General features: G+C 50.8%; 9 protein-coding genes, 2 pseudogenes and 1 CRISPR repeat array. All 11 genes and pseudogenes read right to left on the minus strand.

Translation table 11 applies throughout. The features are described 5' to 3' along the window. Positions 1-2: 2 nt before the first annotated feature. Positions 3-3209 (minus strand): carbamoyl-phosphate synthase large subunit, encoded by a 3207-nt coding sequence (gene carB, locus ACZOF8_RS09400; protein WP_022486615.1) that lies wholly within the window; start codon positions 3207-3209, stop codon positions 3-5. Position 3210: 1 nt separating this feature from the next. Then, on the minus strand, positions 3211-4287 hold the full coding sequence (carA, locus tag ACZOF8_RS09405) for a glutamine-hydrolyzing carbamoyl-phosphate synthase small subunit (protein ID WP_154487292.1): 1077 nt from the start codon (positions 4285-4287) through the stop codon (positions 3211-3213). Further along, on the minus strand, positions 4275-5567 hold the full coding sequence (locus ACZOF8_RS09410) for a dihydroorotase (RefSeq protein ID WP_154487294.1): 1293 nt from the start codon (positions 5565-5567) through the stop codon (positions 4275-4277). Before ACZOF8_RS09410 ends, carA begins: the two co-directional genes overlap by 13 nt. Further along, positions 5551-6507, minus strand: a complete 957-nt coding sequence (locus ACZOF8_RS09415; RefSeq protein ID WP_075580585.1) for an aspartate carbamoyltransferase catalytic subunit — start codon at positions 6505-6507, stop codon at positions 5551-5553. The genes ACZOF8_RS09410 and ACZOF8_RS09415 overlap by 17 nt, the downstream gene beginning before the upstream one ends. A 228-nt stretch (positions 6508-6735) precedes the next feature. Further along, the gene (locus ACZOF8_RS09420) at positions 6736-7314 is read right to left on the minus strand and encodes a hypothetical protein (protein WP_487426837.1); all 579 of its coding nucleotides are present in this window, start codon (positions 7312-7314) and stop codon (positions 6736-6738) included. Positions 7315-8563: 1249 nt separating this feature from the next. Beyond that, positions 8564-9788: a CRISPR direct-repeat array (repeat unit 37 nt; unit sequence AGTTGTAGTTCCCTGCTGATTATTGGTTTGGTATAAT). Between the two features lie 100 nt (positions 9789-9888). After that, positions 9889-10209, minus strand: a complete 321-nt coding sequence (gene cas2, locus ACZOF8_RS09425) for a CRISPR-associated endonuclease Cas2 (RefSeq protein ID WP_154487298.1) — start codon at positions 10207-10209, stop codon at positions 9889-9891. Beyond that, on the minus strand, positions 10202-11101 hold the full coding sequence (gene cas1, locus ACZOF8_RS09430) for a type II CRISPR-associated endonuclease Cas1 (protein WP_154487300.1): 900 nt from the start codon (positions 11099-11101) through the stop codon (positions 10202-10204). The genes cas2 and cas1 overlap by 8 nt, the downstream gene beginning before the upstream one ends. 22 nt (positions 11102-11123) lie before the next feature. Continuing rightward, entirely contained in the window at positions 11124-14423 is a 3300-nt protein-coding gene (gene cas9 / locus ACZOF8_RS09435) for a type II CRISPR RNA-guided endonuclease Cas9 (protein WP_154487302.1), read from the minus strand. Positions 14424-15271: 848 nt separating this feature from the next. Then, a complete protein-coding gene (locus ACZOF8_RS09440; protein WP_487426838.1) occupies positions 15272-15469 on the minus strand; it encodes a hypothetical protein in 198 nt (65 codons plus the stop codon). Between the two features lie 811 nt (positions 15470-16280). After that, positions 16281-16583, minus strand: a pseudogene (locus ACZOF8_RS09445) (sugar phosphate nucleotidyltransferase); the annotation flags it as partial. Positions 16584-16635: 52 nt separating this feature from the next. Further along, positions 16636-16728: pseudogene (locus tag ACZOF8_RS09450) on the minus strand (hypothetical protein); the annotation flags it as partial. Positions 16729-16924 lie beyond the last annotated feature (196 nt).

Consider the following 16924-nt stretch of genomic DNA (forward strand, 5'->3'; position numbering starts at 1 on the left):
GCTTACTCCGTCTTCAGATCCTGGAGAGCCACCACGCTTACCACGTTCCGCCGGCGCATGGCACCCATGGCCTTGTACAGGGCCCGGGCGGTATCCAGGCTGGTCAGGCAGGGAATGGCGTGTTCCACCGTGGACCGGCGGATCTTGAAGCCGTCCCGGGTAGCGTCGGAACCGTGGGTCAAAGTATTGATCACCATGCAGATCCGGCCTTCCTTGATGTCATCCAGCAGGTTGGGGGTACCGGCGCTGGCCTTTTCCACCCGGCCCACATGGATGCCTTTTCCTTCCAGGAACTTGGCGGTACCGGCGGTAGCCACCAGTTCATAGCCCAGGTTTTCAAACCCTTCCGCAATGGGCACCACTTCTTCCTTGTCCTGGTCCGCTACGGTGATCAGGATGGCACCGCTCTTGGGGATGTGGGTGCCGGCGGCAATGCAGGCTTTGTACAGGGCTCTGGGGAACTGGGCATCGATGCACATGACTTCCCCGGTGGATTTCATTTCCGGCCCCAGGGTGATGTCCACGTCGGTCATCTTGTTGAAGGAGAACACCGGCGCTTTCACCGCATAGTAGTCCGGGAAGAGCTTCAGGCCCGGTTCCAGGCCCTGTTCCCGGATGGATACGCCCATGGCGCATTTGGTGGCTACATCCACCATGGAGATGCCCGTCACCTTGCTCAGGAAAGGCACTGTCCGGCTGGACCGGGGGTTTACTTCGATCACATACAGCTTGTCATCCCGGACAATGTACTGGATGTTGATCATCCCATGGACTTCCAGGCCCAGGGCCAGTTTGGTGGTGTAGTCGATGATCTGTTCGATTACGTGCTCGCTGAGGGTCCGGGGCGGGTACACCGCAATGGAGTCCCCGGAATGGACCCCGGCCCGTTCGATGTGTTCCATGATCCCGGGCATCAGCACGTCCTTGCCGTCGCAGATGGCATCCACTTCCACTTCCGTACCCATCAGGTAGTGGTCCACCAGCACCGGGTGTTCGTGGGAAGCCTTTACGGCGTTGTTCATGTAGTATTTCAGTTCGTCGTCGTTGTAGACGATTTCCATGGCCCGGCCGCCCAATACATAGGAAGGACGCACCATTACAGGGTAGCCCACATCGTTGGCAGCCCGCAGAGCCCCGTCGATGTCAAACACCGTGTGGCCTTTCGGACGGGGAATCCCCACACTGGTCAGCAGTTCGTCGAACCGTTCCCGGTCTTCTGCCCGGTCGATGCTGTCTACGGAAGACCCCAGGATCTTCACCCCGCAGTCATGGAGCGGACCGGCCAGGTTGATGGCGGTCTGGCCCCCGAACTGGACAATGACCCCTTCCGGTTTTTCCCGGTCGATCACATTCAGCACGTCTTCCAGGGTCAAGGGTTCGAAATACAGCCGGTCAGCGGTATCGAAGTCCGTGGATACGGTTTCAGGGTTGTTGTTTACAATGATGGTTTCGTAGCCCAGATCCTTCAGAGCCCATACAGAGTGGACGGAGCAGTAGTCGAATTCCACCCCCTGGCCGATCCGGATGGGACCGGAGCCCAGTACCAGCACCTTCTTGTTGGGGGTGTCTTCCACTTCGTCTTCCACCCCGTAGGTGGAGTAGTAGTACGGAGTTTCCGCGTCGAATTCCGCGGCGCAGGTATCCACCATCTTGTAAACAGGGGTAATGCCCCATTCCTTCCGGATGGCACGGATTTCCAGACCGGTCTTCCCTACCAGTTTCCCGATGGTCACATCGGCAAAGCCCCGTTTCTTCACTTCCCGGAGCAGTTCCGGCGTCAGTTCTTCGCTCTTCAAACGCACTTCCAGTTCCACAATGTGGCGGATCTTCCGCAGGAAGAATTCGTCGATCTTGGTGATGGCATGGGCCTGGTCCACGGTCATCCCTCTCCGGAAGGCTTCGGCGATGGTAAAGAGCCGTTCGTCGTCCACTTTCCGGACCTTTTCAAAGACTTCCTGGTCCGTCAGCTTGTGGAGTTCCGGCATGTCCATATGAGTCAGGCCGATTTCCAGGCAGCGGACCGCCTTCAGCAGACCGGCTTCGATATTCCGTTCGATGGCCATCACTTCCCCGGTGGCCTTCATCTGGGTCCCCAGGGTGTGGTCCGCATTGACGAACTTGTCAAAGGGCCAGCGGGGGATCTTGATGACACAGTAGTCCAGGGTGGGTTCGAAGCAGGCGGAGGTTTTCTTGGTTACCGCGTTTTCGATTTCGTCCAGGGTATACCCGGCAGCGATCTTGGCGGCCACTTTGGCAATGGGATAGCCTGTTGCCTTGGAAGCCAGGGCAGAAGACCGGCTTACCCGGGGGTTCACTTCGATGACGATGTATTCTTCACTGTCCGGATTCAGGGCATACTGCACGTTGCAGGCCCCTTCCACCCCCAGTTCCCGGACGATGTCGATGGCGGCGGTCCGGAGCATCTGGACTTCCCGGTCAGTCAGGGTCTGGCAGGGAGCCACCACGATGGAGTCCCCGGTATGGACCCCCACCGGGTCGATGTTTTCCATGTTGCAGACGGTGATGCAGTTGTCTTCATGGTCCCGGACCACTTCATATTCGATTTCCTTCCAGCCGGCTACGGACCGTTCGATCAGGGCCTGACCGATCAGGGAGTACATGAGCCCTTTGGTGGTAATGTCATCCAGCTGATCCATGTTGTGGGCAATGCCGCCCCCGGTGCCCCCCAGGGTGTAGGCCGGCCGCACGATCAGAGGGAAGCCCACCTTCTTGGCAAATTCCTTGGCCGCATCCACGCTTTCCACAATGGTGCTCTGGGGAATGGGCTGGTGGAGTTTCTCCATGGTTTCCTTGAACAGTTCCCGGTCTTCCGCCTTCATGATGCTGGAGATCTGGGTGCCCAGGAGCTGCACATTGTATTTCTTCAGGATGCCTTTTTTGTCCAGTTCAATGGCCAGGTTCAGGCCGATCTGGCCCCCCAGTGTGGCCAGCAGGGAATCCGGCCGCTCCTTGGCGATAATGGCTTCCAGGAATTCCACATCCAGGGGTTCCACATACACCCGGTCTGCAATGTGCACATCGGTCATGATGGTGGCCGGGTTGGAGTTCACCAGCACCACTTCCAGCCCTTCTTCCTTCAGGGCCCGGCAGGCCTGGGTGCCGGAATAGTCGAATTCAGCAGCCTGACCGATGATGATCGGGCCGGAACCGATGACCATGACTTTCTTTACATTCTCTTTTTTTGGCATATCAGTGCCCTCCCATCATTTTGATAAACCGGTCGAACAGATAAGCGTTGCCGCTGGGACCGGGGGATGCTTCCGGATGGTACTGCACTGTGAAGGTGGGATGGTTCAGATAGCGCAGGCCTTCGATGGTGTTGTCGTTCAGGGACCGGTTGATCACTTCCACCGGCAGTCCCTTCAGGGAATCCTCATCCACCATGAACCCATGGTTCTGGGAGGTGATGCAGATCTTGTGGTCCACCAGATCCCGGACCGGCTGGTTGATGCCCCGGTGGCCGAAAAGCATTTTCTTGGTCTTGGCCCCGTTGGCCAGCGCCATGACCTGATGCCCCATGCAGATGCCGAAAATGGGTTTCTTGCCGATCATCTTTTTGATGTTGTCGATTTCCACCGTCAGATCCGCCGGATCCCCAGGGCCGTTGCTCAGGAAAATCCCGTCCGGATCCATGGCCAGTACCTCTTCCGCCGGAGTTTCCGCCGGGAATACGGTCAGTTTGCAGCCTTTTTCCACCAGGCATTCCAGGATGTGCCGCTTCACCCCGTAGTCCATGACGGCTACGGAATATTTGGCGTCGTCCGGTCCCATGGTGTACACCTTTTTGGTGGTTACCTGGGCCACCTGGTCATGTTCTTCGGGAGTGGCCAAAAGAGCCTGGACTTCGTCGTCCGGAGTATCTGCCGGCACCAGCACCCCCTGAAGGGTCCCGTAGGACCGGATCCGCCGGGTCAGCGCCCGGGTATCCACACCGGCCAGCACCGGGATATCGTTCTTTTCCAGGAATTCCAGCACCGTGCCTTCATCCCGCCAGCTGGAGGGTTCGTCACACAGTTCGCTGACGATCAGCCCCTTGTAGCAGCAACCGTCACTCTGGCAGAACAGGTCGTTGCAGCCGTAGTTCCCGATCAGGGGATAGGTGAAGATGACGATCTGCCCGCAGAAAGAGGGGTCCGTCAGGGTTTCCTGATACCCGGACATGCCGGTGGTGAACACCACTTCCCCCACTGCCTTATGGGTGCTGTACAAAGTTCCTTCATAGACGCTTCCGTCTTTCAATACCAACTTGCCTTTTACTTTTTGCATACTACACCGTCTTTCATCACAAACCGGCCATCGACCATGGTCGCCACTGCCATGCCTTTGCAGTGTTTTCCGTTGAAAGGAGTCACCTTGCCCCGGGTATAGAATTTTTCACTGTCCACCGTCCATTCCCGGTCCAGATCCAGGATGGTGATGTCCGCATTCCGGCCTACCTTCAGGCTGCCGGCGTCCAGATTCATGATCCGGGCCGGGCTGGTGCTCATTTTGTTGACGATTTCATTGATGGAGAATTCTCCCGTATGGTACAGCTCCGTCAGGATCACCCCTACGGAAGTCTCCAGGCCGCAGAACCCGTTGGGAGCATACCGGAATTCCACATCTTTTTCTTCCGGCGCATGAGGAGCATGGTCCGTTACGATGGCATCGATGGTGCCGTCCTTCAACCCCGCCCGCATGGCTTCCACATGATCCCGGCTCCGGAGAGGAGGAGAAACCCGGGTGGCCGTATTGTAACCGGCGCAGGCTTCATCGGTAAGGGTCAGGTGGTGGACCGTCACTTCGCAGGTGATGTTCACCCCTCGGGCCTTGGCCTTCCGGACAATGTCCACAGCCCCCTTGCTGGCAATGTGGGCAATGTGGATGTGGGCCCCGGTGTATTCCGCAATGGCCGCATCCCGGGCCACACAGATGTCTTCGGCGATGGAAGGGATGCCGGGCACACCCAGACGGGCGGAAACGGCCCCTTCGTGCATGAACCCTTCGTGGTTCATCTCTTCGTCGATGTCGTGGCAGATCAGGGGCTTGTCAAAAGCGCTCACATACTGGGCTGCCAGGTTCATTACATAGGCACTGGACACATAGTGGCCGTCATCAGAGAAGCCCATGACCCCGTGCTGGGCCATGTCCCCCATTTCAGACAGTTCCTTGCCTTTTTCCCCTTTGGTAATGGCCCCGATCACTTCCACATGGACGTACCCTTCCTTTTGGGCCCGTTCCTGGATGCCGCTGACCACAATGGAGCTGTCGATCACCGGTTTGGTGTTGGGCATGCAGGCCACCCGGGTGATGCCCCCGTGAGCCGCTGCCATAGTGCCGGTGACCAGATCTTCCTTGGCTTCCAGCCCCGGTTCCCGGAGATGGGTGTGCAGGTCGATGAACCCGGGAGCCACCACCAGGCCCGTAGCGTCGAACACTTCGTTCGCCGCTGCATCAATGTGAGGTGCCGCTTCCGCGATTTTCCCGTCTTCCACCAGAAGGTCCATCACCTGGTCCAGCTGCTGGCTGGGATCTACGATCCGTCCGTTCTTAATTAGCGTTTTCAACTGGCTTTCCTCCCATAATCGTCAAGAATAACACGGCCATCCGCACCGCGACCCCGTTGGTCACCTGTTCCCGGATCACAGCCTGGTCACTGTAGCCCGTATCCCAGGAGATTTCCAACCCCCGGTTCATGGGACCGGGATGCATCACCAGACAGTCCGGTTTGGCCAGTTTCATCCGTTCTTCGTTGACCCCGTAAATCCGGGCGTATTCCCGGGGAGTGGGGAACATGGCCTTGTCCTGGCGTTCCAGCTGGATCCGCAGCACATCCACCACATCCGCCCCTTCAATGGCGTCTTCCACCCGTTTGTGCACCGTGACCCCCAGTTCCTGGATGTCGTGAGGAATCAGGGTCATGGGACCGGCCACATGGACATCCGCTCCCAGCTTGGTCCAGGCCGCAATGTTGCTCCGGGCCACCCGGCTGTAAAGGATATCCCCGATAATGGCCATTTTCAGGCCCTTGAACTGTTTCCCATGTTCCAGGATGGTGAACATGTCCAGGAGACCCTGGGTGGGATGGGCATGGGCCCCGTCCCCGGCGTTGATCACAATGGGGGCTGCAATGTCCGCTGCGTACTTGGCTGCCCCTTCCACCGGGTGACGCATGACAATGGCATCACAGGCCATGGACTGCATGGTCAGGATGGTGTCCTTCAGGCATTCCCCTTTTTTCACACTGGAAGTGCCGGTGCTCAGGTTGATTACGTCCGCCCCCAGATACTTCCCGGCCAGCTCGAAAGAGCTGCGGGTACGGGTGCTGTTTTCATAGAACAGGTTCACAATGGATTTGCCCCGGAGAGACGGGAGCTTCTTGATGTCCCGTTTCATGACCTTCTTCATCTCCGCCGCCGTTCGCATGATCAGATCGTACTCTTCCACGGACAGGGAGGAAAGATCCAGGATATCCCGTCCGGACAGGCTGACTGCCGCCTTTGTCATGTTGTAGCCTCCTATAATAAACTGCAGGTTGAAAAAATAAGCCTTCTCGTCCTAAGACAAGAAGGCTTCTAATAACTGCTTCTGGATAAAAGTCCCTTTCTTAGTCTCACAGGACTAGGTTAAAAGGTGATTCTTTGAAGTTTTTTCTAGTGTAGCACGGGGGAAAAGAAAAGTCAAGGCGGGAGAAAAATCACACCCGGCCCCTCCGGGCCTGTCAAAAGTCAGACGTCAGTTTTTCCGGTTCAAGTAAGCAATGACCTTGGGCGACAGTTCCACCCGCAGGGTCCCCAGGGCGTAGCACCCCAGTTCATAGGGCCGGTAGATCAGGGCGATTTTTCCTCCGCCCTCCAGGAAATAATTGTCGCTGATCTTCAGCTTGTCCCACATGAAAGAATCATTGGCAAAGGTCTTGCTCAGCGGCACCGGCTCATTTCGGCTGTTGTAAATGGGCTGGGACAGGATCAGGCTCTTGTCCGTCGTACTGATCCGGACAAAATAAGGAAGAGGCAGCTTCTCCCCTGTCACCTTGCTGTAAGTCAGCCCCCGGGTATTGGTGTACCCATGGGCCGCCCCCTGGCTGTACCGGAAATCCGCCAGCGTGAGAGAAAGCAGCGTCCCGTCCTCATACTGCACCTGGTAAGAAAACCTCCCCCGGGTGAATTTTCCGGCCGCATAATCATCCCGGAACCCGGCTATATATTGGTAGATATCCGAATTGATCCGGTCCTGGGCCTCCTGATTGCGGTCCACATACACAATGGGGTAGCTCATCTTGTAATTGGCCTCGTCCGCCACATGCTTCTCCACGCTGGCCTCCCCCATCCCCAAAGGCAAAGCCAGCAAACCCGCCAACACAATCCAAGTCAGAAATTTCCCACTCTTTTTCATGATCAATGCCCCCATTTCAGGATAAACACTCACATACCACTTCGTCCATACCATTATTCTACCATAATATATGCCAGTAGGACGGTGAAAAGCAGCCAGCCGCTTTTCAGTCTCACGCCTTTGCCACCGACAAAAATGCCGCCAGAGCCGTCCGTTCCCCCCCTGGACCCCGTCCATCCGATTGAAAAATGCCGTCTCCGCCGGACTGATGACAACAACGATATTCTCCGCCTAATCAACGACAACCTCCTCCAATCGGTCGAACAAACAACATCCGATCCCAACGCGGTAGGGGTGCGCCGCAGGCACACCCTTCCCGGCCTCCTGGCTGTTTTAATCCGACTGAGATTGGCGATTTTAACCCGACTTCAAGAAGTAACCTGGTTTCATAACCACTTAGCCACCTAACCATTCAATCACTTTTCACACCCTATAAACTGATATTGATTAAACCTGCAATTCCAAAATATATATAAATAGTTCCCGATTACTCTTTGAAGTACCAGCCGTTCATCCCCGCATACGCGGGGTACACGGATAACAACGATGTTTTCCTCCATGTGTATATCGTACACCTCAAAATCTCCAAAATTTGCGGTCAGAAAATAGGTTAACCTCAAAAATTGCAATTTTTAAGGCTTGATAACTATCTTTACATTCATATTATAATGGCATCGTCCATAAACAACAATACAGACGCAGATGTCTCCCTTGTCCCTTTCTCTCCGTTCCCGTAGGGGCGGCAGGCCCGGCCGCCCGCATTTGTAAGCACCTCCTCACGCTCAACGTCTCCCGTCTCACGCCAAAGGATGCCAGATGCCGGGCATCTGCCTTTGAACACAAAAAAACGGAGGCCGGGAAGGGCTCCCCTCAGGGAAGCCCCTACGCCGTCTCCGTCGAGCTGATGACAACAACGCTTATTCTCCGCCTGGTCAACGACAACTTCCTCCAAATTGGTTGAACAAACAACATCCGATCCCAACGCCGTAGGGGTGCGCCGCAGGCACACCCTTCCCGGCCTATCGGAGGGCAAAAAAAGTACAGAAAACAGAATGCAGAACAGCCTGATAACGTATTTAGTATAGTTGTCTTCTATATTGATAGAAATTTAAATAACTGATAAACTCCAAAGAAATACCTTTATCATAATTTAATCCACGTCCCCATACGTTGTAATTCCCTGCTGATTATTGGTTTAGTATAATTCAGTGACTTCATGGGCATCCATTGGTTCTGTTGTAGTTCCCTGCTGATTATTGGTTTGGTATAATTGAGGCTAGTGTCATGATTAATCATCGAGAGTTGTAGTTCCCTGCTGATTATTGGTTTGGTATAATACAGCTGGTTGTAGTAGCCGTACCCCTTGAGTTGTAGTTCCCTGCTGATTATTGGTTTGGTATAATACTCATCAGTGCCACTACCCTGTGCAATCAGTTGTAGTTCCCTGCTGATTATTGGTTTGGTATAATCACCAGGGCTTTTGGTATCATCCACCGTAAGTTGTAGTTCCCTGCTGATTATTGGTTTGGTATAATTGGAGAAAAAATCGAAGCGGTCATCCATGAGTTGTAGTTCCCTGCTGATTATTGGTTTGGTATAATTCAACCGACTGTACTCAATGTTCAGTCAAAGTTGTAGTTCCCTGCTGATTATTGGTTTGGTATAATAGTTTATACGGATTTCACCCACCAGATGAGGTTGTAGTTCCCTGCTGATTATTGGTTTGGTATAATATAGACCGCGTTGTAGACTTTGGTGGCGGTGTTGTAGTTCCCTGCTGATTATTGGTTTGGTATAATATGGGACTACGGACACCACCTTCACCTTCAGTTGTAGTTCCCTGCTGATTATTGGTTTGGTATAATAATTCTTGAGAACGGACCCGGTAAACCTGAGTTGTAGTTCCCTGCTGATTATTGGTTTGGTATAATCATGATCACCATAGATGATGCGCTGAATATGTTGTAGTTCCCTGCTGATTATTGGTTTGGTATAATCGGCGACAGCTGGGACGGCTACAACGGAGAGTTGTAGTTCCCTGCTGATTATTGGTTTGGTATAATAAAAAGGAAAAAATGGGTTTTAGCGCAATAGTTGTAGTTCCCTGCTGATTATTGGTTTGGTATAATGGGAAGTGGGGAACATGATGGACCGGTACAGTTGTAGTTCCCTGCTGATTATTGGTTTGGTATAATCTGCTGGGGGCCATGGGCCGCATGAAGGTCGTTGTAGTTCCCTGCTGATTATTGGTTTGGTATAATCTATAATGAACATGATATTCGTCAATTTGGGTTGTAGTTCCCTGCTGATTATTGGTTTGGTATAATCTTTTTCATGTAAAATGCCGTACCCGCAGCGTTGTAGTTCCCTGCTGATTATTGGTTTGGTATAATTGTAATCAGCAAAAGCCCTTGTGTCATCTGGCACAAGGGCTTTTCACTTTTTTCAAAAACTCCTGTAAAAAAGAATTTTTGAAGCCTTATTCGGTTGTTTTCAAAAAACGGAAACATGCTCTGTATCATAGGCCTTTTCTTCGGGCAGATATCGTCCCACCAGCACATCAATCGCTTCATACTGTTTTTCCGTCAGAACAACCATTCTGACGGACCCATTATCCGGCAGCGCACCCATCAGGCGCTGCCGATGCTTTTCTACGGCATCCGGCCCGTTGCAGATCCGTGCATAAACGGAATACTGCAGCATATAATACCCATCTTTCAAAAGAAAGTGGCGGAATTTTGAAGCCACGTGCCGTTGATATTTTGTCTTTACCGGGATATCAAAAAGTACAAGTATACGCATAAATTTATTCATATTGATGCTGTCTCAGCTGAACCAGTTCAGGAATCATCAGTTCTTTCCCTTCCTGCTGGCAGATCCGCATAAAACTCTGGATCATCCGTTCTGCGCCATAATTCAAGCTGTGTATTTGACCCCCTGAAAGCACGTCCACTCCTAACAGATTCACCAGCGCGTGCTTCAGATCCGGTGTCAGATTATCATCCCCTGTCATGTGGTTCAACACAAACAAATCAACAACCGGCCGCAGCGGCTCCATAAAATCATCCGCCAGGTTAAAGCTGTTGTACTTATTGCAGTGATGGATTCCCTTGATAACCATGAATCCATACCCTGTAAGCAGCCTGGCAATCAGCCCCCGCATAATGGCATACCCGTAATTCAGTCCATTGTTTCTTCTATCATCTCCTGTTCTGGTAAACTTTTCCCCAAAGGCCCTGCGGAAATAGTACCGGGCAGCAGTTGCCTCCACATTGTGGATGTCCCCACTGGTTACTGTTTTGGCCAGTTCCATCAGGTAATGGTTTCCTTCTTCATCCCCTCTTTCCTTCAGGCAGCGGCCCTGATTCTGGATTTTGGCCATCACAATCTGCTTCCAGACCTGTTTTGTCTGGGGAACAGATAGCTGCTCCTGTTTTTCGATAACCACAGCATTGGTGGAATTTTGATAAAAGGGCAATACCACTGCACTGGGAATATGCTGTTTGTCGCACAGATAAACCGTCACATTATTGGATACCAGTTGTCCCAAAGCCGCAAGACTGATTCGACTCTGCTGGTTTTCCAAAACAATGGCACTGATATCTTCAATGGGTACTTTGTTGTTATTCTCATTGAGGATAATCAGCTGGTCTTCTCTGCAGGATAAAGTAGCAGCAGAAGCAATCACAATATTGCGATATCCCATTGATCAAAACCTTTCTCATTCATCATCGAGCTTTCTGCTGAATAGTAAACTTTTGACGGACTTCTTTTTTTACAGGATGAACCTCTCCCAGCACATCTACCTGATATTTTTTTATTGATTTTAACGTTTTCACCCCCAAGCTCAATTTCTGATAACAATTATCGTTGGTAATAACTTTAATTGATCCATTAGCAATGCCCGTCTTTACATAATATGCAAAAATTTGATTGCTTTTAATTTCTTTTAACAAATCACTGTCTGGATTTACTAGTGAAAACGAAATCTCTTTTTCGGCCTCAATTTTAATCAGGTCATTGGGATACAAAGAAAAGAGAAAATCTTTCTCATCCATAATTTTCCAGTTTTGATATGGTTTACCAGGTGTTACTGCTCTCTGCGGTAATTCCGCTTTTACTGTATCCGCTACATAAACAGGCACTAGGTAGTATCCTTCCCCCTCCACCTTAAACACATCCACACGGACCATACTGTCGTTTTCCGCAACTCCAGTCTTCCCTTCCACAGGAACTGCCAAAGTCGCTTTTGCCTGGATTTTTACCTTTTTAACCAACGGACCTTGGGAGCCATCTGCTTTAGGCTTATAAAACGGTTCTTGAAATGCATCTTTGCCGTCACCCTTAAAGTCTTCCAGTCGTGTTTTCAATGCCTCATACAGAAGCCGATCGCTATCCGGATTATAATAATCCGTAATTTCTCCATCCTTTCCCAGTTTCAAACTGTTCAGCGGCACTTTCGAGACCGTAATTCCATCCGCAATATGTCTGGCACTGCGGATAGTGTCTTTATGGGCAGCTCCTGTCACCTTTCTTCTAGGCATACGGGAAACAAAAATCGGCTTGATGTCATTCAAATCCTTGTTCATATAAAAGGTCAAACCAGCCAATTCCCGTTCCGGGTGCGGAGAACAGCGAGCCTCCAACTCCTGGCGGAATCCCTCCCATGGAAGCGGAAATCCTTTCAGTACTTCCCCAGTAGATTCATTTACCAGACGGCTTCCCCGTTCATCCACATCATACGTGTTTTCTCTTTCTTCCGAATAAAGCGTCAGATCACGGATCATCTTATCGGTGGTGCAGGCAATGACTACCGCATCCACAGCATGGTGCTTGTCCCCATTGGCCCGAATCTTACGGATACCCCAGCGTTTCCGCAAATAGGAAGTAATCATTCCATTGACAGCCAATACCCGTTTCTTTTTCCCTGTTTCAGAAGGGGCAAATTCCAGATGGTCCCGAATGAAATTATACATAAACCGGGAAATATATTTCGTGTCACTCAGATTCCGTTCCTTAAAGCCGGACATTTCTTCTTCCGTCATTTTTTCTTTCAACAGCCTTTGCCGTTTCCGATAATCCCGGACATTGTTGCCAACCCATACTTTGAACCTGTCTGCCGTATCCTGCCCATATTTCTTTAGAAGATATTGATAGGGCAAACGGTTTCCCTTATCCCGGTTTTCTGAAGAAAACACCAGAACCTTGTTTTTATAGCTGTCATCAAAGCTGATGCTGTAGGGAACGATATGATCGATATCCACATATCCGGTTTCAAACAGCCGCTCTGGCGCTATAGATTTTTGAGAATAAGGACTCTTCCCATCCTGTTCCTTCCACAATTTCCATTTCATAAGATCCATACCTGAGGGATTCAATCTTTGATAATTCTCTTTAATTTCCTGCATCAACCTGTCATTTCGGCTCTGATTGGCTTCGTTATCATCTTTAATTTTCTTCCGTTCCTGAAAATCTTTGGCCATTTCTCGAGCCAGTTCCACATTGACATACAAGGGACTGCTTCCCTGCTTCCGGATAATGGCATTGACCACTTTGATGGTCTGGCCGATGGCACGGCGTACCACTGGATTGGTTATATCTTCCAGTTCCGGTGCATTGGCCGGCAGCAGGAACGTTTTATCCTCTTGATGGGCCCGAAAATCATATCCGGCCGCTTCGCAGGCTTTATCATAGGTCATACCCTGTTCCAGAAAAGGTGTGATCTTTCGGATCGCCTTCAATGACAAATGGGAGAACTTGCTGGCACCGTTCAGTTCCAACAGAGCTTCTATGGCTTTGGGTTCGATTCGCAGCTTTCCCAGTTCCTTCCGCCGGGCATCATCCCCTTTATAAAAAGCAAGAATCTGACCAATTTTGTCCAACTCATCCAAAGTATATTCCTTAATATCAATCTGAGCTTTTGATTTCAGGATTTTCCGCATCTGATGATAGAACGGCAGGAAATTGAATTTGGCTTTTTTCTCAGTATCCTCACGAGGTTCTTTGGTACTGTAAGAAACACCCTGGAACCGATATTCCGGAGAGATCTGCAGTGTTTCCCGGATTTTTCCAAAACGCAGGTCTGCTTTGTCTTTTGCCAGCGCAATGACTTTTTCCCGTTCTTCTTCATCCAGTCCCCGGTTGTCTTTAGCAGAGCTCAAACGCAAATGGTTCACTTTCTGCAGAAGATTGAAATATTCAAAAGAATAACAGACTTTGGGAGCTCTCTTCTCCGCAGGTTCCCCATTGCTTCCATCTTCAAAAGTACAGGTCCCTACCTTGTTCAGAATCTGATTTCCCCCGTAATGGCTGTTTCCTCCAGGTCCCTCATCAAATTGTCTCTGGCTCAGCAGGATGGAAAGATAGGAATTCTGAAAATCTTTATTCAGCTTGCTGTTCCCCAGCTTTTCCTGAGTTTCCAGGATTTTGCGTGCTTCCTCTTCCACCATGCTGCGGTCTACCGTATTGAGATAATTTCCGCCTCGGTTCCGCTTATATTCTGCGTAGCGGGAATCTTTGAAGAACATTTCTCCTACCGTCCGATAGCGGTTTTCTTCCATGGTTTCCTGATTCAGACTGATGGCCTTTTTTAGTTCCCCTGCTTCTGCACTTTTGGATTCAGCTTTCCGATTGCTTTTAAATCCCCGGCGATGGGCCAGATGCAGCAGGACTCGTGCCACCTCTTCATCCGTCAGCCGTTCATCCAGAGCCTTAACACGGAGAGCATATACATCTTCCAAATTTCCGTCATACAGATGATACAGTTGTTCTTCCGTCAACAGTCCATCATTGATAAAGAGATTCCGCATCCGTTCCATACGATGTCTGCGCCGGCGCAGACGGCGACGCATACTTCTGGCTTCTCTTCTGGGCAAAGCAAGAGAAGCCCCGGTTTTAGGCTGTTCTGCTGCATCAAAAATCCGGCTGCCCAAATCCATAATTCCCCAGGGATTTTCTTCATGATCCAGAGCCAGCACGGCCCACCCCACCGATCCGATACCGATATCCAGTCCAATGCCATACGCCATAACCCTTCCCGCCTTCCTTCAATTTTTTTCCAATAAAGAGATAACGCCTTGCCGAATGGCAAGGCGTTAGAGCTCCTCGGTGTGTTACCTTATCATAGTAACCCACTGATCATTGGTTTGGTATAACCGAATTTATTATAACGCACTTACCATATAAAGTAAAGAACATTATGAATATTTTATCATATTTTGCTTTTTTCTTCACTCAAAGACTGTTTATCCTTAATTGAACCTTTTCTCCTTCTACTATACCACATTCCCTGTGTAAAAAAACTCCCAGTAAAGAAATTCTCCCAACACAAAAAGCCGGAGGCCGGGACGGGCTCCCCTCCGGGAAGCCCCTACGCCGTCTCCGTCGAACTGAGGATAACAACGATATTCTCTGCTTGGTCAACGTCATTGCAGGGTACCGGCCGTTTAGCCGGCCCACATTCGTCGGTTCAACGATATCTCCGTCCGCTCGGTCGACCAAACAACATCCGACCCCAACGCTGTAGGGGTGCGCCGCAGGCACACCCTTCCCGGCCTCCTGGTCAGGCAGACCCAATTATCCTTAAAGTGTAGAGATGGTCAGCCCGCTTAGGAAATATCCTGTTTGCCTCCGGCAAAATGTCGCCAGAACCACCCATTTATCCGGTTGCCCTGCCAGTGGAGGCACTGGATCAAAGTCAGCGGACCAGTTCCAGCGAAATATTCCCCTTTCCCAATAATATGTCTTTGGATCGATGGAAAAGCAGCCAACCGTTCTTCCATCTCACACAAGGTAGCTCACGCTAAAGGGACCCGGCCCCAAGCCATGGCCACTCCATAGCGGCACACATGTCCCCGTACGCACAGGGTACGCCCAATTACTTCTCGGCTGTCTCTTCTGGCTCTTCCAGCCGTTTGTAAAACTTCTCATAACTTTTCCTTGCTTCTTTTGTGGCCTTATCAGTGAGCTTGTATTTGCCCTCATACACATCATAGGTATACCTCTCTGGATTTTCCAGAAACAGCGGCCGATTGTCAAAAATCATTACTTTATCTTTCCTTTCTGCTTTAACCATTTGGTCATAGCCTTGCCCAGATCAGATTCATCCCCGCATGCGCGGGGCCACCCAGTAAAGAAATAATCTCCAAATACAAAAAAACGGAGGCCGGGAAGGGCTCCCCTCCGGGAAGCCCCTACACCGTCTCCGTCGAACTGATGACAACAATGCTATTCTCCGCCATGTGTATATCATACACCTCAAAATCCCCAAAATTTGCGGTCAAAAAATAGGTTAACCTCAAAAATCGTGATTTTCGAGGTTTGGCATTTCTTCTCATGTTTATATTATAAAGGTATCGCCTATAAATAACAATACAGATGCAGGCCGCCCGCATCTGCAAACGCCGTCTCGCGCCAAAGGATACCAGATGCCGGGCATCTGCTTTTGAACATAAAAAACCGGAGGCCGGGATGGGCTCCCCTCCGGGAAGCCCCTACGCCGTCTCCGTCGAACTGATGATAACAACGATATTCTCCGTCTGGTGAATGTCACTGCAGGGCGCGGTCCACACGGGCCGCCCGCCTTCGTCGGTTCAACGACATCCCCGTCCGCTCGGTCGAACAAACAACATCCGATTCCAACGCTGTAGGGTGCGCGCCGCAGGCACGCCCTTCCCGGCCACGGGCTGTTTTAATCCGGCTAGGGTTGGCGTTTTTTAACCGACTCTGACACAGGGAACTGAGCTCATAAGCAATTGGCCACTTAATCACTTTACCACTCAGCCACCTAACCATCTTACCGGAACCCTTAGGCTGCTTATTGATCTATGATTACAGTGGCTCACTTTCGATGATATTCACAACTGGGTTTTAATAAGCTCCCTCAACTACTCCCTAAATCCCGGACCCAAATCATCTCTTCTCAAGCCAAATTCCACCACAGCCTTCAAATATCCTAATTTATCCCCCGTATCATACCGTTTCCCCTGAAAATTGTACGCATATACATGCCCCATATGAGCCATGACCCGCAGGGCATCTGTCAGCTGGATTTCCCCGCCTTTCCCCGGCCGGGTCTCTTCCAGGATCTCGAACACTTCCGGGGTAATCACATACCGCCCCAGAGCCGCAAAACGGCTGGGGGCTTCTTCCATTTTGGGTTTCTCCACCATATCCTGTACTTTCAGCAGGAATATACTGAATGGTAGGCTTATCCACAATAGGCAGCATTTCCTTGGGCATGGCTTTGGTTTCCGGCAGAAACCGGGTACCAAAACCAGCAGCGGGGATTATGGCCTTACGGATTTTTTGCATGAGGAAGCTCCTTTTCGGCATAAATTTATGACTTTAGACTTCATCTGTTGATTATAACGTATAGTGTTAAATATAGCTATCATAATTTACACTGTTAGAGCCCGTCTGAAATCGCCAAATAGAGCCCAGCTGAATTAGCCAAATTCAGCCCAATTGAAATCGCCATTCTTAAATATGTGGTACGATCAACAACTTAGAATACACTTCGGCCTAGGGC

The organism is Acidaminococcus sp. (assembly GCF_057597765.1).

Excerpts from the sequence above, each read along its gene's own strand:
- carB (WP_022486615.1), bottom strand. The coding sequence starts at position 3,209 with ATGCCAAAAAAAGAGAATGTAAAGAAAGTCATGGTCATCGGTTCCGGC.
- carA (WP_154487292.1), bottom strand. The coding sequence starts at position 4,287 with ATGCAAAAAGTAAAAGGCAAGTTGGTATTGAAAGACGGAAGCGTCTAT.
- ACZOF8_RS09415 (WP_075580585.1), bottom strand. The coding sequence starts at position 6,507 with ATGACAAAGGCGGCAGTCAGCCTGTCCGGACGGGATATCCTGGATCTT.
- cas2 (WP_154487298.1), bottom strand. The coding sequence starts at position 10,209 with ATGAATAAATTTATGCGTATACTTGTACTTTTTGATATCCCGGTAAAG.
- cas1 (WP_154487300.1), bottom strand. The coding sequence starts at position 11,101 with ATGGGATATCGCAATATTGTGATTGCTTCTGCTGCTACTTTATCCTGC.
- cas9 (WP_154487302.1), bottom strand. The coding sequence starts at position 14,423 with ATGGCGTATGGCATTGGACTGGATATCGGTATCGGATCGGTGGGGTGG.
- ACZOF8_RS09440 (WP_487426838.1), bottom strand. The coding sequence starts at position 15,469 with ATGGTTAAAGCAGAAAGGAAAGATAAAGTAATGATTTTTGACAATCGG.